Consider the following 21,913-nt stretch of genomic DNA (forward strand, 5'->3'; position numbering starts at 1 on the left):
CCGGAGCCCGGGGGTACAGGGGGCGGCGGCGACTGGCCGCCCCCTGTGCGCTCCCCGCGCCGTAAGATACATAACGCAGAAGACTAGCCGGGAGCGCAAACTACGCTGAAGCCACAGATAACATAAACAACCCCACGGCAGTGCTTCCACTCTCCCGGAAACAGTCCGGCTGGCGTTCAGGCCCATGCAAGCGCAGCGCCGCCGGGCGAGACGCCAGGCGCGGTACCCGTGATGTTTCCGGGTGACGGCTGCGCCTTACCCGGCCTGGAGGACCCCCCTCACAGGCTCACACCCCGTAGGCCCGTGCAAGCGCAGCGCCGCCGGGCGATTTCACTCGCGGGCCAGCTTGCGCTGGTTCTTTTGCCGCAGCTTTTTCGCCCGACTCTCCAGCAGCAGATAGGCCACCGTCGCCAGCAGCAGCGGCAGGAAATAATAGAGCGCGCGCCAGGCGAGGAGGGCGGCGATGATCGCCCCCTTCGAAATCTCTTCCCCGGAGAGCATGGCGATAAACACCGCCTCCAGCACGCCAATCCCGGCCGGGATGTGGATAATCACCCCGGCGATACTGCTCACCAGCAGTACTCCCAATACCAGGAAATAGTTAATCTCGCTGCCCAACAGCAGCCAGATGATCGCCCCCATCGCCATCCAGTTCGCCGCCGAGACCCCCATCTGCAGCAGCGCGAATCGCCAGGAGGGCAGCACCAGCCGCTGGCCTTTGATCGTCAGGTGACGGCGTTTGGCGAACGCGCAGCCGAAGAGATAGCACAGCGTGAGAAATAGCATCGCTCCGCCGATAATCCGCAGGGTGGTCTGGCTGATGTACCAGTGCGACGGCAGCTTCACCAGGTCCGCCGTAAAGATCACCCCACCGAGCAGGATATAGCCCAGCCAGTTGGTGGTGATGCTTAAGGAAAAAATACGGGTGATGGTGCTATTGTTCAGCCCCAGCCGGGAGTACAGCCGGTAGCGCATGCCGATGCCGCCGACCCAGGTGCTGAGGGTCAGGTTGAAGGCATAGCAGATAAACGACACCAGCATTACCTGGCGTTTCGCCAGCTTGTGTCCGCACCAGGCGCGGCCAAGCAGATCGTAGCAGCCGTAGATCAGATAGCTGACGATGACCAGCGCAATGGCGCTGAACAAGGCCAGCCGATCGTAGCCGCGGATCACCTTCCACACTTCCTGCCAGTCGACCTTCTGCGCGTAAATCACCAGCAGGACGATCACGGCGATAAAAAAGAGCACGGTCAGCACTCTTTTTGCCATCCGCCAGCGCGGGTGCGATTTGCTCATAGTGGATTATCCCTGGTAGGTGACTCGACGCGATCCTGCGTTTCAATCTCCGGCTGCACCGGCGGGCTAACCCTGGCCAGCCGCGGAGTATGGGCCGGCAGCCAGCCGACCCACGCCGGAAAGTGGCGCAGAAAGTGGAAGGCCATCACGCTCACCCCCAGCCGCCACCAGTTGCGTTTCGGCAGCATTGCTTTATCGATCCGCTGGCAATCCCGGGCGATAAGCCCGTTAAGGTTATCGCGCAGCGTCTGGTTAAACACCCGGTCGTGGATGATCAGATTGGCTTCCAGATTCAGCGACAGGCTGAGCGGGTCCAGGTTGCTCGACCCGACGGTGGCCCAGTGGTCGTCCGCCAGGGCGACTTTGCCATGCAGCGGACGGCGGCGATATTCGTAGATCTGCACGCCGCCTTTGACGAGGTAGTGATAGAGCAGGTGGGCGCCAAATTTCACAATTGGAATATCCGGTTCGCCCTGGACGATCAGCTTCACCCGCACCCCGCGCCGCGCGGCATTGCGCATCGCATGCAGCAGACGGTAGCCGGGGAAAAAATAGGCGTTCGCGATTATCACCTCCCGGCGGGCGCTGGTCAGCATCTTCAGGTAGTGGCGTTCGATATCGTCGCGGTGATCCTGATTATCGCGCCAGACGAACAGCGCCTGCGCCTCGCCGGGGGTCTGGTTGATCTCCGGCTGATGGCGACGACGGCGCCACCAGCGGCGGGCGGTTTCGCTGTTGGGCAGATTCTCCAGTTCGAACTGCAGAATATCCAGCACCACCGGCCCCTCGACCTGCACCGTGTAATCCTGCTTCGCCTCCGGGCCATAGTCGCTCATATGTTCAGCGGAGTAGTTGATACCGCCGACAAAGGCGGTGGTGTCGTCGATCACCACGATTTTACGGTGCATGCGACGGAACAGGTTAGTGCGCATTCCCATCAGCTTAGGGCGCGGGTCGTAATAGCGGAAAATCACCCCGGCGGCGGTCAGTTCGCCGACAAACTCATCGCTAAGATCCGGCGAGCCGTAGCCGTCAAGCAGCACTTCCACCTGGATGCCGCGGCGGGCGGCCTTCAGCAGAACCGCGTGCAGCTGCCGGCCGACCTCATCTTCAAACCAGATAAAGGATTCGAGGATCACCCGCCGGCTGGCGCGACCGATGGCCGCAAACAGCGCCGGATAGTACTGGTCGCCGTTCTCCAGTAGCGTAATGCGGTTGCCTTCCTGCCAACGACATTTCACAAATGAATCTCCACGCTAAGGGGTGCATGATCGGACAGATGCCGCCACTGTTTGAGGGCCAGCGCCTTCGGGCGGCTGGCGTGGGCGTTCTTGACGTAAATGCGATCGAGGCGCAGCAGCGGAAAACTGACCGGAAAGGTGCGCGCCGGGCGTCCGCGGGCGCGGGTAAAAATCTCTTCCAGCCCCGCCTGGGCTTTTAACGGCTGGTTAGCCTGCTGACGCCAGTCGTTAAAATCCCCGGCCACCACCACCGGCTCGCCGGCGGGCAGGGTGTTGACCCATTCCGTCAGCATCCCCAGCTGCGCCTGCCGCTGGTCGGCACGCAGTCCGAGATGGACGCAAATGACGTGAATCGTGACGCCGCTCTGAGGCGGCACGATGCGGCAGTACAGCAGGCCGCGTTTCTCCCCGTTGCCGACCGAGATATCGCGATTCTCATAGTATTCAATCGGGAAGCGCGACAGCACGGCATTGCCATGGTGACCTTCCGGATAGACCGCGTTGCGCCCATAGGCGTAGTCGCTCCACATGGTGTCGGCGAGAAATTCGTAATGGGTCGTATCTGGCCAGTTTTCGATATGCAGCGGGTGAACTTCGTGAGCGCCCATCACTTCCTGCAGGCAAACTATGTCAGCGCTGACGCTGCGAACGGCTTCGCGCAGCTCGGGCAAAATAAAACGCCGATTAAACGCCGTAAAGCCTTTATGGGTGTTAATTGTCAGCACGTTCAACGAAAATCCCGACGTTGGCTCAGCCATAATTCTCCAGTAAATGTCACTTTCCTGAATAAAATAGTGTAGTAGACGTCACAAAAAGATGCGGTGATACGGAATTTTCCGTAAAGTGCGGTACTCTGAGTAGCAGAGAAAAATCCTTCAGGAGAGAAGCCATGAAGTGGCAACAACGTGTACGCGTCGCAACAGGTCTTAGTTGCTGGCAGATTATGTTGCATCTACTGGTCGTGGCAGTGCTGGTGATGGGATGGATGAGCGGCGCGCTGGTGCGCGTCGGATTAGGGCTGTGCGTCCTCTACAGCGTCACGCTGCTGGCGATGCTGTTTCTGCAGCGTCATCATGAGGCGCGCTGGCGCGATGTGGGAGACTTCCTTGAGGAGCTCACCACCACCTGGTACTTCGGTGCCGCCATGATAGCGCTGTGGCTGCTGTCGCGCGTGCTGCACAACAACCTGCTGCTGGCCCTCGCCGGGCTGGTGATACTGGCAGGCCCGGCGGTGGTCTCGCTGCTGGCGAAAGATAAAAAATTACGCAATCTTTCTTCGGAACATCGCATACGCCGCTGAGCCGGTGGTGGCCGCTATGACCAGTAGCGGCCACAAACTTCCCCACACAATCTCCAGACTCGCATCCTTCAGATAAATTTGCTTGGTGATATCGGTAAAGTGGCGGATCGGGTTTATCCAGGTCAGATCCTGCAGCCACTGCGGCATGTTTTCCACCGGTGAAACGTAGCCGGAGAGAAGAATCGCCGGCATCATAAAGACGAACACGCCGATAAACGCCTGCTGCTGCGTGGCGCACAGCGATGAGATCAATAAGCCAAAGCCCACCAGCGATAGACCGTAAATCACCATGGTGAAATAGAACAGCAGCAGCGAGCCGGCAAACGGGATCTGATAGGCCCAGATACCAATCGCCAGCACGATAGTCGCCTGCAGGGTGGCGACGATCAGCGCCGGCACCGCTTTACCGACAAAGATTTGCCAGGTGGCGAGAGGCGAGACCAGCAGCTGATCGAGGGTGCCCTGCTCGCGCTCGCGGGCCACCGACAGCGAGGTGACGATCATCACCCCGATGGTGGTGATCATGGCGATGAGCGACGGCACCACGAACCACTTGTAGTCGAGATTCGGGTTATACCAGTTGCGCACCACCAGTTCGCTATTGTTCGGCTTCGCTTTGTCCTCCAGCAGTTCCTGCTGGTAATTTTTCACGACCTGCTGCAGATAGTTGGCGGCGATTTGCGCACTGTTGGAGTTGCGTCCGTCGAGCAGGAGCTGCAGCGGGGCGGTTTGATAGTTGTCGAGGTTGCGTGAGAAATCCGCCGGGAAGCGCACCACCAGCAGGGCTTTTTGTTCATCGATGGTCGGCTGGATCGCCTGCGGACTTTTCAGCAGCAGGACGTGGGTAAAGGCTTTGGCGCGGGCAAAGCGCTGAGTGAGTTCCACCGCGTGGCGACCGCTGTCCTCGTTATAGATGGCGATGGTGGCGTTGGTCACCTCCAGCGTCGCGGCAAAGGGAAACAGCAGCACCTGAATCAGCACCGGCATGATTAAAATCGCCCGCGTCTGCGGTTCGCGCAGCAGCGACTGCAGCTCTTTGCGGATCAATGTCCATAAACGGTGAAACATAATGGCTCCTTTGGCCCATTCAACAACGCCGGGCGGCACTGCGTTTGCCCGGCCCACGGGATCGGCGAACCGTATAATCGATGTTGGTTAAACCGTAGGCCCGGTCAGCGCAGCGCCACCGGGCAAAACCTAATCCAGACGCCGTTTGGTTTTCAGCCACGTCAGGCCGATAAACATCACCGCCGAAGCAATCAAAAACAGCACATTCACCAGCAGCACCACCGGAATATTACCCGCCAGAAACAGGCTTTGCAGGGTGTTGACGAAATAGCGCGCCGGGATCACATAGGTCACCGCGCGGATCACCGCCGGCATGCTGTCTATCTGGAAAATAAACCCGGACAGCATTATCGACGGTAAAAAGGCGGCGTTCAGCGCCACCTGCGCGGCGTTAAACTGGTTGCGGGTGATCGTCGAGATCAGCAATCCCATCCCCAGGGTGCTGAGCAAAAACAGACTGGTGATGACAAACAGGATCGGCAGCGAACCGCGATAGGGCACGCCGAGAATAAACACCGACACCAGCATACACAGTAGCATCGCCAGCATGCCGAGGAAGTAGTAGGGGATGAGCTTGCACAGCAGCAGTTCAGCGCGGGTGATCTCCGTCGACAGCAGCGCCTCCATGGTGCCGCGCTCCCATTCGCGGGCCACCACCAGTGAGGTCAGTATCGCGCCGACCACGGTCATGATAATGGTGATCGCCCCGGGGATAATAAAGTGCTGGCTGATGGCCGCCGGGTTAAACCAGTAGCGCATCTGCACGTCGATCAGCGGTTCAAAGGTCTCGCCGCGGTCTTCCGCCCGCTGCTGCTGCCAGATCTGCCAGATACCCTCCACGTAGCCCTGGGCGAAGTTAGCGGTATTGGGCTCGCTGCCGTCGGTGATGAGCTGGAGCGGCGCAGTGGCGCCGGGGCGGGCCATCTGGCGGTCGAAGTCCGCCGGAATAACCACCATCGCGCGGATGCGACCGGCCTGCATCAGCTCAATTAGCCGCTGGCGATTGTCACTGACGGTGGCGTCGATATAGGGCGAGCCGGTCATGGTATGCACGAAGTCCAGCGCCTCTTCGCTCTGCTGCTCCAGCAGAACCCCCACCCGCAGCTTACTGGAGTCGAGATTAATGCCGTAGCCGAAGATAAACAGCAGCAGCAGAGGGATCACCACCGCAATCAGCCAGCTGCTGGGATCGCGGACGATCTGCCGGGTCTCTTTGACGCACAGGGCGCGGACCCGCCGCCAGGAGAGGAGATTACTGCTCATGGCCATTCTCCTTATCCCAACGGTTAATCAGAGTAATAAACGCCTGTTCCATGGTCGGGTCCGTCTGGTTGTCATCCGCCGCCTGGGCCTTCAGCGCGTCCGGGGTGCCGCTGGCGATAAGCTTACCGTGATAGACCAGCCCAATGCGGTCGCAATACTCCGCCTCATCCATAAAGTGAGTGGTGACCATCACCGTCACCCCTTTATCCACCATGCTGTTGATATGCAGCCAAAACTCGCGACGCGTGAGGGGATCGACCCCGGAGGTGGGTTCGTCGAGAAAAAGAATGTCGGGCTCATGCATCAAGGAGCAGGCCAGCGCCAGCCGCTGCTTATAGCCGAGCGGCAGCTCGTCGGCGGCGTGGCGGGCGATGCTGTTCAGACCGAAGGCATCGCTCATGCGGGCAATTTTGTCATTTTGCGCCCGGCCGCGCAGGCCGTAGACCCCGGAGAAAAAGCGCAGGTTCTGCTCGACGCTGAGGTTGCCGTACAGCGAAAATTTTTGCGCCATATAGCCCAGATGCTGACGCGCCTTGCCGGAGCTGACCTTGAGATCCATCCCCAGCACCAGCGCTTTGCCGGAGGTGGGCACCAGCAGGCCGCACATCATTTTGAAGGTGGTGGATTTCCCTGCGCCGTTGGGGCCGAGCAGGCCGAAGATCTCGCCGCGCTTGACCTGGAAATCGACGTGGTCGGTGGCGGCGAAATCGCCAAATTTTTTAGTCAGCGACTGCGCCTCAATCACCGTTTCGTCTTTGCTGCCGTCAACGCGATGGATAATCGCCCCCAGCGGCGATTCGGCGGTCCCGGCGCCGCCGAGCAGGTCGATAAAGGCGTCTTCAAAGCGCGGCGCGGTGTCGGTCACCTGCAGCGACGGCATATCGTCATGTTGCTGAACCTCATCGATGCGCGCCTCCTTTTTCAGGATCAGACGCACCGATTTGCCCTGAATCACGCCGTCGCTAACCTGCGGCAGCTTCAGCGCCCGCTGCAGCAGGCGGCGGTTGTTCTCCTGCGGGCTGGAGACCAGAAAGCTGCGCCCGGCCATGGTTTGCGTCAGGGCCGTCGGCTCCCCTTGATAGAGCAGTTTACCTTCATTCATCAGCAGCACATCGCGACACTGCTCGGCTTCATCGAGATAAGAGGTGCTCCACAGGATCAGCATGCCGTCGCCGGCCAGCTCGTGCACCATCTGCCATAGCTCGCGGCGAGAGATCGGATCGACGCCGACGCCGGGCTCATCCAGCAGCAGCACCTTCGGGTCACCCACCAGGGTACAGGCGAGCCCCAGCTTTTGTTTCATGCCGCCGGAGAGCTTGCCCGCCAGCCGCCCGGTGAACGGGCCAAGGGCGGTGAATTCCAGCAGGCGGTCGAAAATTTTCTTCCGCGCCTCGCCGGTGACGCTGCGCAGATCGGCGTACAGGGTGAGGTTTTCCATCACCGTCAGATCTTCATACAGGCCGAACTTCTGCGGCATATAGCCGAGCACCGCGTGCAGAGCGCTGTCGTCTTTTAGCGGATCAAAGCCAATCACCCTGGCGCTGCCCTCATCAGGCTTAAGCAACCCGGCGAGCATCCGCATGAGGGTGGTTTTCCCTGCGCCGTCGGGGCCTACCAGCCCCGTGACGTAGCCGGCGCGGATCGTACAGGTCAGCGGGGCCACCGCTGGCCTGTCCATCCCGGGGAAACGGCGGCTCAGGCCGTTTAAGGCGATGACGGCCTCACTCATGTCCGTTCCCGTTGTCAAAGGAGACGGTCACCGGCATCCCCTGGCGCAGCGCGCCGTCGGCGTCGGTTACCACGATGCGCAGACGGTAGACCAGATCGGTGCGCAGGTCCGGCGTCTCGACAGTCTTCGGCGTGAACTCAGCGCTCGGCGAGACAAAGCCGATTTTGCCGTGATAGGGCTTATCCGGCCGGCTGTCGGTATAGAGCAGCACTGCTTGTCCCGGCTGCGCCTGGCCGAGGTTTTTCTCGTCAACGTAGGCGCGGACCCATACTGGATGGGTCAGGGAGAGGGTTAGCACGGTGCCGCCGGCGTTGAGCATAGTGCCGGGCTCGACGGCGCGGGTCATCAGCGTGCCGTCGGAAGGGGCGGTCAGCACGGTATCGTGCAGGTCCAGTTTAGCCTGGGCCAGCGCCGCCTGCGCCTGTTCGAGGCTGGCTTTGGCCTGGGCTATCTCCTGCGGACGATTGCCGGCGCGGTATTGACGCAGTTTATCCTGCGCTGACTTTAGCGTTGCCTGCGCCTGGTCGCGCGAGGAGCGGGCATTCTCCAGATCGTTGGCGGAAATGGCGCTGCTGGCGCGTAAACCCAGCTGGCGCTGATAAAAGTTTTGCGCGTAGTCGTAAGCGGCCTGCGCCTGATTCACTGCCGCCGCGGCCTGGGCAATCTCTTCCGAGCGGTAGCCGGCCATCATCAGGTCATACTGCGCCTGGGCGGTGGAGACGTTGGCCTGCGCCTGCAGCAGGGCGTTTTCATAGGGGGCACGGTCAAGCTCGCCGAGGGTTTGCCCGGCGCGGATGCTGTCGCCTTCGTCGACGGTCAGCGAGGCCAGTCTGCCGCCGACGCGGAAGCTCATATTGACGGTGCGGATATCGACATTGCCATACAGAGTCAGCGGCTGCTGCCGGCTGCTCTGGTACCACCACCAGCCGCCGCCCAGCGCGGCGAGAAGAATCACGATCAGCAGAATGACGACGACGGGTTTTTTCATCAGCCCAAACTCCTTTGCGATAACCCATGCAGAATGAAATCGATATGACAGGTAATGACCTCAAAAATCTGTTCGGTTTTTTGCGCGTCAAACTGCGTCCAGCCGGTGCGCAGCAGGATGGTTTCACGCCCGAGACGGAAAGCGAGCACCTCGCCTAGCAGGGCGTGGGTATGGAGGATCATTTGCGTATCACCGGCATCGCGACCCGTCCAGGCGGCGATCAGCCGGGTGAGATAGTGGTGCAGGGGGGCGATCACCTGCTGATGGATCAGATGGTACGCGGCGGTGGGCGCCAGCTGTTCCCGGGAAATAAATTTGCTCAAGTTGACCGTATCATCCTGGGTCAGCAGCAGGATCATGTTATGGCAGGCGCTGAGGATGAGGGCGCGGATCGCCTGGCGATCCGGCGACTCTCCGGCGAGCAGGGCCTCCGCCGCTTCGGCGTGCGGGCGAAAATTGTCACCGATAAAATCGGCGATCCACTGGCCGCAGGCGAGATACAGGTCGTCTTTCGAGCCAAAATAGTAGGTGATAGCGGCGATATTCTGCCCGGCCTGGGCGGCAATATCGCGGGTGGTGGCATGCTGTCCGTACTCGCCAAACTGGGCGATAGCGGCCGCGATAAGCTGGCTTTTTGCCTGTTCGCCTTTACTGGTCATCGTGCTCGGAAAAAATTAATCAATCGATTGATTAACTTTAGGCGCCGACTGGCGGTTTGTCCACCAGCCAGGACTAAATATGAAAGCCGTCTTCCTGTAGCTCCCCGGCGACCCAGGCGAAGAAGCGCTGGACCTTTTCCTTCTGTTCATTGGCGTGGGGAAGGACGAAGTGGTGCGCGCCGACCGGCATACTCCGCTCGTCGGCAAACACCGGCGTCAGCTGCCCCTGACGCACGTGGCCGCCGGCCAGCAGATTGCTTTCCAGGATCACCCCCATCCCCATCCGGGCCGCCTCGATGCTCATGTACGACCGGTCGAAATTAAAGATAAAGTTTTTGTGCCAGCCGCGGACCTTGTGCCACGACAGCCAGTTGCTCCAGTTAATTAAGGTGCTGTCGGAATGGATCAGATCGCAGGCCAGCAGATCTTCCGGGGCGCGAACCGCATGGCGGGCTAAATAAGAGGAGGCGCTGTAGGGCAGGACGCACTCATTTTTAATGGTCCTGACCAGCAGCGTCGGCCACTGCGACAGCCCGTGGCGAATATCGATATCAATATTATCCCGGGAGAACTGAATGCTTTCGTAAGAGCAGGTCAGGCTAATTTTTAGCTCCGGCCATGCCTGACGGAATTTATCCAGCCGCGGCATCAGCCACAGCAGGCCGAAGCTCGGCGCTGAGTGAATGCGTAAATAATCCTGATGAATATCGTTGATCACCTGGCTGGTGGCCTGGCCAATCATATTCAGCGCTCCGGAGACCTCTTTGAGATATTTTTCTCCCACTGCGGTTAACATCACGCCTTTGCTGCTGCGGGAGAACAGTTTTTTTCCCAGCAAGTGCTCCAGACTGGCTATCTGGTGGCTGACCGCCGAGGCGGTAATGTTGAGGTTCTCTGCGGCCAGGTTGAGGCTGCCGGTTGCGGCGACTTCAATAAAAGCCTGGATATTGCGTAAAGAGGGCATCGGCAGATTTTTATTGGGCAGCGGTTGACTCATGGCGGCATCCTGCGCGGGGCGCGAATAAAAGAAAATGGCGAACAGCGTGGCGCAGCCGTGATGAACAGCATAGGGAAAAGCGAAAATAACCTTTTAATTTGTGATGGGCTTAACAATTTATCTCGTTTAAATCGCGCCTCTCAGTAAACGCTAAAATTTGCGGGGAGTCACTAACTCAATTTTTCTCAATCATAATTGAGCTTTTTTGAATACCTTTTCATTTTGGGGTTGTTATATTCCCCTCACAGGCCTGATCACAAACTGCGATGCGCTTGGGTCGCAATAATAAAACACCTAACCACCAGTTTCGCTGTGCGAAAAGACATGTCTCTCTTGTTGCGCCAGGGCGCGTGAAACGCGGCGAACCCAGGCGGCAACCTACGGCGAAGTGGATGAGGTATAAGATGAGGAAACCCTATGTCACGTATAGATACGCTGGTCTGTACTGACGCCAGGAAAACAAAATATCGTTTTGTGGTTTTGACGATGATTTTCCTGGTGTATGCCATCAATTACGCCGACAGAACGAATATCGGCGCGGTACTGCCGTTTATCATTGATGAATTTCATATCAATAATTTTGAGGCCGGAGCGATTGCCAGTATGTTTTTCCTCGGCTATGCGGTCAGCCAGATCCCGGCAGGCTTTTTCATCGCCAGACGCGGCACTCGAGGGCTGGTTTCGCTATCTATTTTCGGTTTCTCCGCTTTTACCTGGCTGATGGGCACGGTGAGCTCCGTATTTGGCCTGAAGCTGGTGCGGCTGGGCTTGGGACTAAGCGAAGGTCCCTGCCCGGTGGGGCTGGCGTCGACGATAAACAACTGGTTTCCGCCGAAAGAGAAAGCCACGGCAACCGGCGTTTACATCGCGGCGACCATGTTTGCCCCGATTATCGTGCCGCCGCTGGCGGTGTGGATTGCGGTGACCTGGGGCTGGCGGTGGGTCTTTTTCTCCTTTGCTATTCCCGGGATCGTAGCAGCGATAGCGTGGTACCTGTTGGTGAAGTCAAAGCCCGCGGAAAGCGGATTCGTATCTCCAAGCGAACTGGCAGAGATTAATGCCGGGCGGGACAGCCATCATAATGACGGTGTACGTGAAAATATATTAATCGCCGATCGCTTCACCTGGCTGGATAAAATTATCCGGGTGAAAAAAATGCCGCCTGTGGATACGGCGAAGGGATTATTTACCTCAAAAAATATTCTCGGAGACTGCCTCGCATATTTTATGATGGTCAGCGTGTTATATGGATTATTAACCTGGATCCCGCTGTATTTAGTGAAAGAGCGCGGTTTCGATGTGATGAGTATGGGGTTCGTGGCCAGTATGCCGTGCATCGGCGGCTTTATTGGCGCGATTGGCGGCGGATGGATTTCGGATAAATTATTAGGCCGTCGGCGTAAACCAACCATGATATTCACAGCGGTATCAACCGTAGTCATGATGTTAATTATGCTGAATATACCGGCAAGCACCCTGGCGGTCTGTATTGGTTTATTCTTTGTCGGTTTCTGTTTGAATATCGGCTGGCCGGCTTTTACCGCCTACGGTATGGCCGTTTCGGACAGCAAAACCTATCCGATCGCCTCTTCCATTATTAATAGCGGCGGCAACCTCGGCGGATTTGTGGCGCCGATGGTGGCCGGTTTCTTACTGGATAAAACGGGGAGCTTTAATTCTGTCTTTACCTATTTTGGTATCTGCGCCGCAATCGGTTTGGTGGTAATTCTTTTCCTCGATGAGCCACAATAACGAAAATAGATCCTGTTAATTAATATGACGTAATGTCATGGAGTGAAACTATGTTATTAAAAGATAAAGTCGCCATTATTACTGGCGCGGCCTCCGCACGCGGTTTGGGTTTTGCGACCGCGAAATTATTCGCCGAAAACGGCGCGAAAGTGGTCATTATCGATCTCAATGGCGAAGCCAGTAAAACCGCGGCGGCGGCGCTGGGCGAAGGCCATCTTGGCCTGGCGGCGAACGTCGCCGACGAAGTGCAGGTGCAGGCGGCCATCGAACAGATTCTGGCGAAATACGGCCGGGTCGATGTGCTGGTCAATAACGCCGGCATCACCCAGCCGCTGAAGCTAATGGACATCAAGCGCGCCAACTATGACGCGGTGCTCGATGTCAGCCTGCGCGGCACGCTGCTGATGTCACAGGCGGTGATCCCCACGATGCGGTCGCAAAAATCCGGCAGCATCGTCTGCATCTCGTCCGTTTCCGCCCAGCGCGGCGGCGGTATCTTCGGCGGTCCGCACTACAGCGCGGCAAAAGCCGGCGTGCTCGGCCTGGCGCGGGCGATGGCGCGCGAGCTTGGCCCGGACAACGTCCGCGTTAACTGCATCACCCCGGGGCTCATTCAGACCGACATTACCGCCGGCAAGCTGACGGACGACATGACGGCCAATATTCTTGCCGGCATTCCGATGAACCGCCTCGGCGACGCGGTGGACATCGCCCGCGCCGCGCTGTTCCTCGGCAGCGACCTCTCTTCCTACTCCACCGGGATCACCCTGGACGTTAACGGCGGCATGTTAATTCACTAAGCGAGGCACAGAGATGAACATCACCGAATCACAAAAAGTCGCCGCGGCGGCGTGGCGTATCCGCCGCTATGCCCTGCAAATGGGGGAAGTTCAGGGGCAGGGCTATATTGGCCAGGCGCTGGGGTATGCCGATGTGCTGGCTACCGCCTTCAGTTACGCCATGACCTATCGCCCGGAAGATCCTGAGTGGGAGGGGCGCGATCGCTTCCTGCTTTCTCATGGCCATTACGCTATCGCTTATTATGCCGCGTTGCTGGAGGCGGGCATTATTCCGGAAGCGGAACTGGAAACCTACGGCTCCGACGACAGCCGCCTGCCGATGTCCGGCATGGCGACCTACACCCCGGGGATGGAGATGTCCGGCGGCTCGCTGGGGCAGGGGCTGTCTATCGCCGTCGGCATGGCGCTCGGCCTGCGGCAGAAACAGAGCAAGGCCTGGGTCTATAACTCGATGTCCGATGGGGAGCTGGATGAAGGTTCGACCTGGGAAGCGGCGATGTCGGCGGCTCACTATGGCCTGACCAACCTGATTAACCTTGTCGACGTCAACAAACAGCAGGCCGACGGCGATTCACGCAAAATCCTCGGCTTTGAGCCGCTGCAGGATAAATGGGCCGCCTTCGGCTGGTACGTGCAGCGCGTAGACGGTAACGATCTGCCGGCGGTGATGGCCGCCTTTGACAACGCGAAAAGTTATTCCGGCAACCAGCCGCGGGTCATTTTATGCGACACGCTGATGGGCAAAGGGGTGCCGTTCCTCGAAACCCGCGATAAGAACCATTTTATTCGCGTCGATGCCGACGAATGGCAAAAAGCGATTGCGGTGCTGGACGCTAACAAACCGGAAGGAGTGCTGTAATGAGCCAGAGTAAACCTCGTTTAAAAACGTCGGCGATGATCGCCTCGATTGCCGATGAAGGCCAGGTCACCGTCTCTGCGCCCTTCGGCGTCGCGCTGTCGAAACTCGCGGCGGAGCGCCCGGCGATCGTCGGTATGACAGCGGACCTGTCAAAATATACTGACCTGCATATTTTCGCCCAGGCCTTCCCGGATCGCTTTTTCCAGATGGGAATGGCGGAGCAACTGCTGATGGCGGCGGCGGGAGGCATGGCGAAGGAGGGATTTATTCCCTTCGCCACCACCTATGCCGCCTTTGCGACCCGTCGCGCCTATGATTTTATTCATCAGGTGATCGCTGAAGAGCATCTGAACGTCAAGATTTGCGCGGCGCTACCGGGCCTGACGACCGGCTATGGCCCCAGTCATCAGGCCACCGAAGATCTGGCGATCATGCGTGGTATCCCCGGAATGGTCATCGTCGATCCCTGCGATGCGCTGGAGATTGAGCAGGCGGTACCGGCCATTGCCGATCACCATGGCCCGGTTTATATGCGCCTGCTGCGCGGGAAGGTGCCGCTGGTGCTGGATAAATACGACTATCAGTTCGAACTGGGCAAAGCGAAGCTGCTGGAGGACGGCAACGACGTGTTGATTATCTCCTCCGGGCTAATGACCATGCGCGCGCTGGAGGCGGTTGAAAAGCTGCGGGACGATAATATCAGCGTGGCGGTCCTGCACGTGCCGACCATCAAACCGCTGGATGAACAAGCGATTATTGAACAGGCGTCGAAGCCGGGTCGCCTGGTGGTCACCGCCGAAAACCACACCGCGGTCGGCGGGTTAGGAGAGGCGGTGGCCGCCCTGCTGATGCGCAAAGGGGTTCGCTGCGAGCTGGATACCGTAGGGCTGCCTGACGCGTTCCTGTTAGCCGGCGCGCTGCCGACCCTCCACGATCGCTACGGCATCTCCACCGCGAAGATCGTTGAAAAAATTAAGTATCGTCTGCGTTAACCGCGCTGCGGCGACCCGCCTGGCCGCTGAGCGCCCTCAGCGGCCTTCTTCCCCCCGCCAGCCAGGGGCGGCATTCTTTTGCAGATTTTATGCGGCCTGTCACAAAATCTGCTAGACTGCGCCCCTTCATGGCATTGTGGTTTTTGCCATCTCTTATCGCAATAATCTCCCTGAAAACTACGCCCTTCACCGGGCCGGGGCGGTTCGGAGTTGTTATGTCTTTTGATTCCCTTGGCCTGAATCCCGATATCCTGCGCGCTGTCGCTGAGCAGGGCTACGTTGAGCCGACCCCTATCCAGCAGCAGGCGATCCCGGCGGTACTGCAGGGCCGCGACCTGATGGCCAGCGCCCAGACCGGCACCGGTAAAACGGCGGGCTTTACTCTGCCGCTGCTGCAGCGCCTGATCCAGAACGAGCCGCACGCGAAGGGTCGTCGTCCGGTGCGCGCGCTGATCCTGACCCCGACCCGCGAGCTGGCGGCGCAGGTGGGCGAGAACGTGCGGGATTACAGCAAATATCTGAATGTTCGCTCGCTGGTGGTGTTCGGCGGCGTGAGCATCAACCCGCAGATGATGAAGCTGCGCGGCGGCGTCGATATCCTCGTCGCCACCCCGGGCCGTCTGCTGGACCTGGAACACCAGAACGCCGTCAGCCTCGATAAAGTGGAAATCCTCGTACTGGATGAAGCGGACCGCATGCTGGATATGGGCTTTATCCATGACATCCGCCGCGTACTGGCTAAACTGCCGCCGCGTCGGCAGAACCTGCTGTTCTCGGCGACCTTCTCCGACGAGATCAAAGGCCTGGCTGAGAAACTGCTGCACAACCCGCTGGAAGTGGAAGTGGCGCGTCGCAACACGGCCTCCGAGCAGATCACCCAGCACGTGCATTTTGTTGACAAAAACCGTAAGCGCGAACTGCTGTCGCAGCTTATCGGCGAAGGCAACTGGCAGCAGGTGCTGGTCTTTACCCGCACCAAGCATGGCGCCAACCACCTCGCGGAGCAGCTCAACAAAGACGGCATCCGCAGCGCGGCGATCCATGGCAACAAGAGCCAGGGGGCGCGTACCCGCGCGCTGGCCGACTTTAAATCCGGCGGCATTCGCGTGCTGGTGGCGACCGATATCGCCGCCCGCGGTCTGGATATCGAAGAGCTGCCGCACGTGGTGAACTACGAGCTGCCGAACGTGCCAGAAGATTATGTCCACCGTATCGGCCGTACCGGTCGCGCCGCGGCCACCGGCGAAGCCTTATCGCTGGTGTGCGTGGATGAGCACAAGCTGCTGCGCGATATCGAGCGCCTGCTGAAGAAAGAGATCCCGCGCATCGCGATTGCCGGCTATGAGCCGGATCCGTCCATTAAAGCCGAACCTATCCAGAACGGTCGCCAGCAGCGCGGCGGCGGTCGTGGTCAGGGTCAGGGACGCGGCGGCCAGGGCCAGGGGCGCAGCGGACAGCCGCGCAGCCAGAGCAGCGCCCCGCGTCGTCAGGACGGCGAGGCGCCGAAAGCGCGCACTCAGGACGGCAAACCGCCGCGCCGCCGTCGCCCGCGTAAACCGGCTGGCGAATAACAGGCTGATGCCCGGACCGCGAGAATGCGGTTAAGCACGGCTCAGGCCCGTCTGTCCGCTACGCGGCGGCGGGCCTTTTTCTTTCCATTACACTATTTGTCGAGCACGCTTCCACACTGAGCAGAAAGCAATACCTCCGGGCGGGCAAAAATGGCACAATAGTGGCTGTTTATACAGTATTCAGGTTTTCTCATGGCTTTGACCGCTGCGCTGAAAGCGCAAATCGCCGCCTGGTATAAGGCGCTTCAGGAACAGATCCCGGACTTTATTCCCCGCCCCCCGCAGCGGCAGATGATCGCTGATGTGGCGAAAACCCTCGCCGGGGATGAGGGCCGGCATCTGGCTATCGAAGCGCCGACCGGCGTGGGTAAAACGCTGTCATATCTGATCCCCGGCATTGCCATCGCCCGTGAGGAACAAAAAACGCTGGTGGTCAGCACCGCCAACGTCGCCCTGCAGGATCAAATCTACAGTAAAGACCTGCCGCTGCTGCGCAAGATTATCCCCGACCTGCGCTTCACCGCCGCCTTCGGTCGCGGACGCTACGTCTGCCCGCGCAATCTGACGGCGCTGGCCAGCACCGAGCCGACGCAGCAGGATCTGCTGGCCTTCCTCGACGACGATCTCACCCCGAACAACCAGGCCGAGCAGAAGCTGTGCGCGACGCTGAAGCAGGATCTCGACAGCTACCGCTGGGACGGCCTGCGCGACCATACCGACAAAGCCATCGACGATGGGCTGTGGAGCCGGCTGAGCACCGATAAGGCCAGCTGCCTGAACCGCAACTGCCACTACTATCGGGAGTGTCCGTTCTTTGTGGCGCGGCGGGAAATTCAGGAGGCGGAAGTGGTGGTGGCCAACCATGCGCTGGTGATGGCGGCGATGGAGAGCGAGGCGGTGCTGCCGGAGCCGAAAAACCTGCTGCTGGTCCTCGATGAAGGCCATCATCTGCCGGACGTCGCCCGCGACGCGCTGGAGATGAGCGCTGAGATCACCGCCCCCTGGTTTCGCCTGCAGCTGGATCTGTTCTGCAAGCTGGTGGCTACCTGCATGGAGCAGTTCCGCCCGAAAACCACGCCGCCGCTGGCCAATGCGGAGCGGCTCGCCGGCCATTGCGAAGAGCTGTTCGAGCTGATTGCGTCGTTGAATAATATTCTCAATCTCTATATGCCCGCCGGTCAGGAAGCGGAGCATCGCTTCCCGATGGGCGAACTGCCGCAGGAGGTGATGGAGATCTGCCAGCGGCTGGCGAAGCTCACCGAGACGCTGCGCGGGCTGGCGGAGCTGTTTCTTAACGATCTCAGCGAAAAGACCGGCAGCCATGACGTGGTGCGCCTGCATCGGGTGCTGCTGCAGATGAACCGCGCTCTCGGCATGTTTGAAAGCCAAAGCAAGCTGTGGCGTCTGGCGTCGCTGGCGCAGTCCTCTGGCGCGCCGGTGACCAAATGGGCGACGCGGGTGGTGCGCGACGGCCAGATCCACGTCTGGTTCCACTGCGTCGGCATCCGCGTCAGCGATCAGCTTGAACGACTGCTGTGGCGCAGCGTGCCGCATATCGTGGTGACGTCAGCGACGCTGCGCTCTCTAAACAGCTTCTCGCGCCTGCAGGAGATGAGCGGCCTGAAGGAGAAAGCGGGCGACCGCTTCGTGGCGCTGGATTCGCCGTTCAACCACGTAGAGCAGGGGAAAATTATTATTCCTCAAATGCGCTATGAACCGCTGATGGATAACGAAGAGCAGCACATCGCCGAGATGGCGGCCTATTTTCGCCAGCAGGTGGAGAGCAAGAAACATCTCGGGATGCTGGTGCTGTTCGCCAGCGGGCGAGCGATGAATCGCTTCCTGGAGCATGTGACCGATCTGCGCCTGATGCTGCTGGTGCAGGGCGACCAGCCGCGCTACCGGCTGGTGGAGCTGCATCGCAAACGGGTGGAAAGCGGCGAGCGCAGCGTGCTGGTGGGCCTGCAGTCCTTTGCCGAAGGTCTCGATTTAAAAGGCGATCTGTTAAGCCAGGTGCATATCCATAAAATCGCCTTTCCGCCCATCGACAGCCCGGTAGTGATCACCGAAGGCGAATGGCTGAAAAGCCTCAATCGTTATCCCTTCGAGGTACAGAGTTTGCCCAGCGCCTCCTTTAATCTTATTCAGCAGGTGGGGCGTCTGATCCGTAGCCATCACTGCTGGGGAGAGGTGGTGATTTACGATAAGCGTCTGTTGACCAAAAACTACGGTGCGCGTCTACTGAACGCGTTACCTGTTTTTCCCATAGAGCAACCGGGCGTCCCGGAGGTTATAGTAAAACGTAAAGCAAAACAGACAGCAAAACAGACAGGCCGCAAACGTCGTTGACGCCGGCGCGTGACGCAACAGGGGGAGCCATGGAGTACAGCAAAATTATAAAAGAGGTGGGCCGCGGTAAGAATCATGCCCGCGACCTGGATGAAGAGACCGCCCGTGCGCTCTACGCGCGGATGCTGAACGGCGAGGTGCCGGAGCTGGAGCTGGGGGGAATATTAATCGCCCTGCGCATCAAAGGCGAAGGCGAAGCGGAGATGAAAGGCTTTTACGCCGCGATGCAGCAGCATACTCTGCGCCTGACCCCGCCGGCAGGCAAGCCGATGCCGATCGTTATCCCCAGCTACAACGGCGCGCGCAAGCAGGCGAACCTGACGCCGCTGCTGGCGATGCTCCTGCACAAGCTGGGGTTTCCGGTCGTGGTTCACGGCGTCAGTCACGATCCGACCCGGGTGCTGACCGAGACCATTTTTACCCTGCTGGACATTCCGGCTACCCGGCATGCCGGCCAGGCTCAGGCGCAGCTGGAGGGGCATGAACCGGTATATATTCCGGTGGGCGCCTTCTGCCCGCCGCTGGAGAAACAGCTGGCGATGCGCTGGCGGATGGGCGTGCGCAACAGCGCCCATACGTTGGCCAAACTGGCCACGCCGTTTGGCGAAGGGGAGGCGTTACGTCTCTCCAGCGTATCGCATCCGGAATATGTTCCCAGGGTGGCGAGCTTCTTTCGCGAGACCGGTGGCCGCGCGCTGCTGATGCACGGTACCGAAGGCGAAGTGTACGCCAACCCGCAGCGCTGCCCGCAGATCAGCCTGATCGATGACCAGGGCGTGCGGGCGCTGTGCGACCGTCAGACCGAGGCCGCGGCGGAGGAAGTCATTCTGCCGGCCTCGAAAGATCCCGAAGTGACCGCGCGCTGGATCGAGCGCTGCGTCGCCGGCGTCGAACCGGTACCCCACTCGCTGAAGATCCAGCTTGCCTGCTGTCTGCTGGCCTGCGGGGAGGTCTCAACCCTGGAGCAGGGGCTCAGCCGCGTCAACGACTGCTGGTGATTGGCTCGGCAGAATAAAAAAAAGCCCGTCCGGTGGCTCGGACGGGCAAGGCAAGGGTATTAAAGGTCTTTTCAGGGTTAATTCAGTGGCTTACAGGGTTGAGCTGCGATTATTTATAGATAACCGCGGTACCGCTCAGTTTGTTGTTGGTGTTAGCGGAAGTGATGCTATAGCCGGTTGCGCCAGCGGCTTCGGCTTTAGCAGCCAGTTTCGCTTCCAGACCATCTAACGTGGTTGCGCCTTGCGCAGACACCACGCCGATCTTATTCATGCTTTCAGCCTGAGCGGGGGTAACCGGCTCGGCGGCAAAGGCGCCGAAGGAAAGGGCGGTCAGAGCGATGGCAGCGGCAGCATATTTGATGTTTTTCATAGTTAATCTCTCGCAGGTTGTTCTGTTCAGGGGACGATGTTCCGTCGATGTGATAAGTATCACGCTTTTTTGCGGGAGATAAAATCGAAGGAAATTCACAGTCTTCATCTAATTTTTTGAATGATTAATAATTTACTGATTATTAATAAATTATTTCTCATTCTTTTCGTCTGATGGCGGAGCGAGGGAGACCGGCACGCTTAAGGGCACATATTGCGACATTTATCGCCAAAAAGTGTGCGCGAAAAGATAATGCGAAAGGCTGTCATGAACGGTAAAGGAAAGTCAGCGTAGCTGGCTATCCTTGGAACCACGACGATTATATCCTGAAAATGTATTGTTATGTAAATCTTTCTCCTGCTGGCACTTCACGCAGTATCTCACCCCGGGTATCGCCTGTCGGCGCGCCTCCGGAATCGGCTCTCCGCATTCATCACAAAATTTGTTGCTTTCGCCGTGCGGAAGCTCGCGGCGGGCGCGAGCTACCGCATCGTCAATGGTGCTGTCGATCTGATCCTGTACGGCGCCGTCGCCTGCCCAACCTGATGCCATTGTCTGCCTCCTGTAAAAAGGTTATTGATAAATTATAGCTGAACCGTACAGCCGGTTACCGCTGCTGGCGGCATTGACCCGCCAGGCTATCGCCCCACGACGGTGGGCCTTATCCGCGAGGGCGGCCACCAGGTCGTCAAGGGTGCGGGCGCCGGAGGCGGAGACGGTGCCGACAGGACGCAGCGGCCCGTCATAGGGCAGTACGGGGGGCGGCGGCAGGGAAGAGGCCGCGTCGGCCTGAGCGGCAAGCGCAGCGGCAAACAGCAGCGAGGTGATTTTCATCAGCATATCCTCATAAACAGCATGGGACATAGCTTAAGTGTAGGCCTTTCCAGCCCGCGCGGTAGGGAATTTTTTATGCAAAAACAAGGCGTTTCGCCCGCAACCGGCGCAGGGTAGCGGTCCCCGCGCCAGGGATATTATTTAGCGGGCATCCGGGCGGATCATGTCAAAACGCAGGCTGTCATCAATACTGTAATAGGCGCTCGGCCCCCCGGCACGCAGGATCGGCTGAGCGCGGGCGGTTTGATAGATGCCGTTCTCCAGCAGTGATTCATCGATATGCACGGCGACCACTTCGCCGAGCACCAGCCATGTATCGACAAGGTTGCCGTCGGCGGTGGTGAGCTGAATACATTGCGACAGGCGGCACTCAAAGTTCACCGGGCTCTCCGCCACCCGGGGGGCCTTGACCAGGCGGCTGGCGGCGGCGGTGAGTCCGGCGCGCACGAATTCATCCTCATGGTGCGGGATCGAGGCGGAGGTTTCGTTCATCGCGGCGGCCAGCGGGCGCGTCGCCAGGTTCCAGACGAACTCCTTCGTTTCGACGATATTTCGCACGCTGTCTTTCCAGCCGCTGCTGGCGAAACCAATGATCGGCGGGCGATAGTTAAAGCAGTTAAAAAAGCTGTATGGCGCCAGATTACGCTGGCCCTCGTCGTCCTGCGAGGCGATCCAGCCTATCGGGCGAGGCCCGATTATTGCGTTGAGCGGGTCATGCGGCAGGCCGTGGCCCTGCGAAGGTTGATAAAAGTACATGCTGCACCTGTCACGGATAAAGGAGATATCCAGACTCCCTTATTTACCGAGCGGCCGTCAACGGGTATCTTACGCGGCTGTTCAAAGGAGA

The 21,913-nt window shown here is 59.2% G+C and carries 22 protein-coding genes; 9 read left to right on the forward strand and 13 right to left on the reverse strand.

All coding sequences use genetic code 11. From position 1 onward, the window contains the following. Nucleotides 1-330: 330 nt before the first annotated feature. Genes ABLV52_RS22295 through ABLV52_RS22305 form a run of 3 tightly spaced genes read right to left on the reverse strand, consistent with a single transcriptional unit; the run spans nucleotide 331 to nucleotide 3,295 of the window. Nucleotides 331-1,296 carry a lysylphosphatidylglycerol synthase domain-containing protein gene (locus ABLV52_RS22295; RefSeq protein ID WP_023288925.1) on the reverse strand — a complete coding sequence of 322 codons (966 nt, stop codon included), beginning with the start codon at nucleotides 1,294-1,296 and terminating at the stop codon, nucleotides 331-333. Then, entirely contained in the window at nucleotides 1,293-2,537 is a 1,245-nt protein-coding gene (gene clsB, locus ABLV52_RS22300; RefSeq protein WP_023288926.1) for a cardiolipin synthase ClsB, read from the reverse strand. The genes ABLV52_RS22295 and clsB overlap by 4 nt, the downstream gene beginning before the upstream one ends. Beyond that, nucleotides 2,534-3,295 (reverse strand): endonuclease/exonuclease/phosphatase family protein, encoded by a 762-nt coding sequence (locus tag ABLV52_RS22305; protein ID WP_023288927.1) that lies wholly within the window; start codon nucleotides 3,293-3,295, stop codon nucleotides 2,534-2,536. The genes clsB and ABLV52_RS22305 overlap by 4 nt, the downstream gene beginning before the upstream one ends. A 131-nt stretch (nucleotides 3,296-3,426) precedes the next feature. Here ABLV52_RS22305 and ABLV52_RS22310 point away from each other — a divergent pair, with 131 nt between their 5' ends. Further along, complete coding sequence (locus ABLV52_RS22310; RefSeq protein ID WP_012542390.1) at nucleotides 3,427-3,837, forward strand: YbhQ family protein; 411 nt, start codon at nucleotides 3,427-3,429, stop codon at nucleotides 3,835-3,837. Here the strand turns inward: ABLV52_RS22310 and ABLV52_RS22315 are convergent. The 6 genes from ABLV52_RS22315 to ABLV52_RS22340 form a co-directional block, all read right to left on the reverse strand. Beyond that, the gene (locus ABLV52_RS22315) at nucleotides 3,799-4,905 is read right to left on the reverse strand and encodes an ABC transporter permease (RefSeq protein WP_023288928.1); all 1,107 of its coding nucleotides are present in this window, start codon (nucleotides 4,903-4,905) and stop codon (nucleotides 3,799-3,801) included. The two genes, ABLV52_RS22310 and ABLV52_RS22315, sit on opposite strands and share 39 nt — an antisense overlap. A gap of 129 nt (nucleotides 4,906-5,034) precedes the next feature. Beyond that, on the reverse strand, nucleotides 5,035-6,168 hold the full coding sequence (locus ABLV52_RS22320; RefSeq protein WP_072421341.1) for an ABC transporter permease: 1,134 nt from the start codon (nucleotides 6,166-6,168) through the stop codon (nucleotides 5,035-5,037). Beyond that, a complete protein-coding gene (locus ABLV52_RS22325; protein ID WP_023288930.1) occupies nucleotides 6,158-7,897 on the reverse strand; it encodes an ATP-binding cassette domain-containing protein in 1,740 nt (579 codons plus the stop codon). The genes ABLV52_RS22320 and ABLV52_RS22325 overlap by 11 nt, the downstream gene beginning before the upstream one ends. After that, nucleotides 7,890-8,885: a secretion protein HlyD gene (gene hlyD / locus ABLV52_RS22330; RefSeq protein ID WP_023288931.1), complete on the reverse strand. Its 996-nt coding sequence runs from the start codon at nucleotides 8,883-8,885 to the stop codon at nucleotides 7,890-7,892. The genes ABLV52_RS22325 and hlyD overlap by 8 nt, the downstream gene beginning before the upstream one ends. Further along, nucleotides 8,885-9,544 carry a transcriptional regulator CecR gene (cecR, locus tag ABLV52_RS22335; RefSeq protein ID WP_023288932.1) on the reverse strand — a complete coding sequence of 220 codons (660 nt, stop codon included), beginning with the start codon at nucleotides 9,542-9,544 and terminating at the stop codon, nucleotides 8,885-8,887. The genes hlyD and cecR overlap by 1 nt, the downstream gene beginning before the upstream one ends. A 73-nt stretch (nucleotides 9,545-9,617) precedes the next feature. Next, nucleotides 9,618-10,541, reverse strand: a complete 924-nt coding sequence (locus ABLV52_RS22340; RefSeq protein ID WP_044521808.1) for a LysR substrate-binding domain-containing protein — start codon at nucleotides 10,539-10,541, stop codon at nucleotides 9,618-9,620. Here ABLV52_RS22340 and ABLV52_RS22345 point away from each other — a divergent pair. From ABLV52_RS22345 to ybiB, 8 genes are all read left to right on the forward strand, one after another. Next, nucleotides 10,533-10,688, forward strand: a complete 156-nt coding sequence (locus ABLV52_RS22345) for a hypothetical protein (RefSeq protein ID WP_348890940.1) — start codon at nucleotides 10,533-10,535, stop codon at nucleotides 10,686-10,688. The two genes, ABLV52_RS22340 and ABLV52_RS22345, sit on opposite strands and share 9 nt — an antisense overlap. 270 nt (nucleotides 10,689-10,958) lie before the next feature. Then, nucleotides 10,959-12,293, forward strand: coding sequence for an MFS transporter (locus tag ABLV52_RS22350; RefSeq protein ID WP_048297113.1), 1,335 nt, complete (start codon nucleotides 10,959-10,961; stop codon nucleotides 12,291-12,293). 50 nt (nucleotides 12,294-12,343) lie between these two features. Next, entirely contained in the window at nucleotides 12,344-13,093 is a 750-nt protein-coding gene (locus ABLV52_RS22355) for a glucose 1-dehydrogenase (RefSeq protein WP_072421942.1), read from the forward strand. Between the two features lie 13 nt (nucleotides 13,094-13,106). Continuing rightward, complete coding sequence (locus ABLV52_RS22360; RefSeq protein ID WP_085550619.1) at nucleotides 13,107-13,952, forward strand: transketolase; 846 nt, start codon at nucleotides 13,107-13,109, stop codon at nucleotides 13,950-13,952. Continuing rightward, nucleotides 13,952-14,944, forward strand: coding sequence for a transketolase family protein (locus ABLV52_RS22365; protein ID WP_080901307.1), 993 nt, complete (start codon nucleotides 13,952-13,954; stop codon nucleotides 14,942-14,944). Before ABLV52_RS22360 ends, ABLV52_RS22365 begins: the two co-directional genes overlap by 1 nt. 215 nt (nucleotides 14,945-15,159) lie before the next feature. Next, nucleotides 15,160-16,515: an ATP-dependent RNA helicase RhlE gene (rhlE, locus tag ABLV52_RS22370; protein WP_044521817.1), complete on the forward strand. Its 1,356-nt coding sequence runs from the start codon at nucleotides 15,160-15,162 to the stop codon at nucleotides 16,513-16,515. Between the two features lie 192 nt (nucleotides 16,516-16,707). Further along, on the forward strand, nucleotides 16,708-18,864 hold the full coding sequence (gene dinG / locus ABLV52_RS22375) for an ATP-dependent DNA helicase DinG (protein ID WP_048334490.1): 2,157 nt from the start codon (nucleotides 16,708-16,710) through the stop codon (nucleotides 18,862-18,864). 29 nt (nucleotides 18,865-18,893) lie between these two features. Next, on the forward strand, nucleotides 18,894-19,862 hold the full coding sequence (gene ybiB, locus ABLV52_RS22380) for a DNA-binding protein YbiB (protein WP_032455217.1): 969 nt from the start codon (nucleotides 18,894-18,896) through the stop codon (nucleotides 19,860-19,862). 109 nt (nucleotides 19,863-19,971) lie between these two features. On the opposite strand, the gene ybiJ is transcribed toward ybiB, so the two are convergent. The 4 genes from ybiJ to ABLV52_RS22400 form a co-directional block, all read right to left on the reverse strand. Continuing rightward, nucleotides 19,972-20,232, reverse strand: a complete 261-nt coding sequence (ybiJ, locus tag ABLV52_RS22385; protein WP_004176772.1) for a DUF1471 family protein YbiJ — start codon at nucleotides 20,230-20,232, stop codon at nucleotides 19,972-19,974. 285 nt (nucleotides 20,233-20,517) lie between these two features. Beyond that, entirely contained in the window at nucleotides 20,518-20,784 is a 267-nt protein-coding gene (locus ABLV52_RS22390) for a DksA/TraR family C4-type zinc finger protein (RefSeq protein WP_023288941.1), read from the reverse strand. Nucleotides 20,785-20,805: 21 nt separating this feature from the next. Further along, complete coding sequence (locus tag ABLV52_RS22395) at nucleotides 20,806-21,066, reverse strand: DUF1471 domain-containing protein (protein ID WP_032455234.1); 261 nt, start codon at nucleotides 21,064-21,066, stop codon at nucleotides 20,806-20,808. Between the two features lie 141 nt (nucleotides 21,067-21,207). Continuing rightward, nucleotides 21,208-21,822 (reverse strand): flavin reductase family protein, encoded by a 615-nt coding sequence (locus ABLV52_RS22400; RefSeq protein WP_348890941.1) that lies wholly within the window; start codon nucleotides 21,820-21,822, stop codon nucleotides 21,208-21,210. Nucleotides 21,823-21,913 lie beyond the last annotated feature (91 nt).

The organism is Klebsiella sp. GB_Kp056 (assembly GCF_040064755.1).
Classification (GTDB): Bacteria; Pseudomonadota; Gammaproteobacteria; order Enterobacterales; family Enterobacteriaceae; genus Klebsiella; species Klebsiella quasipneumoniae.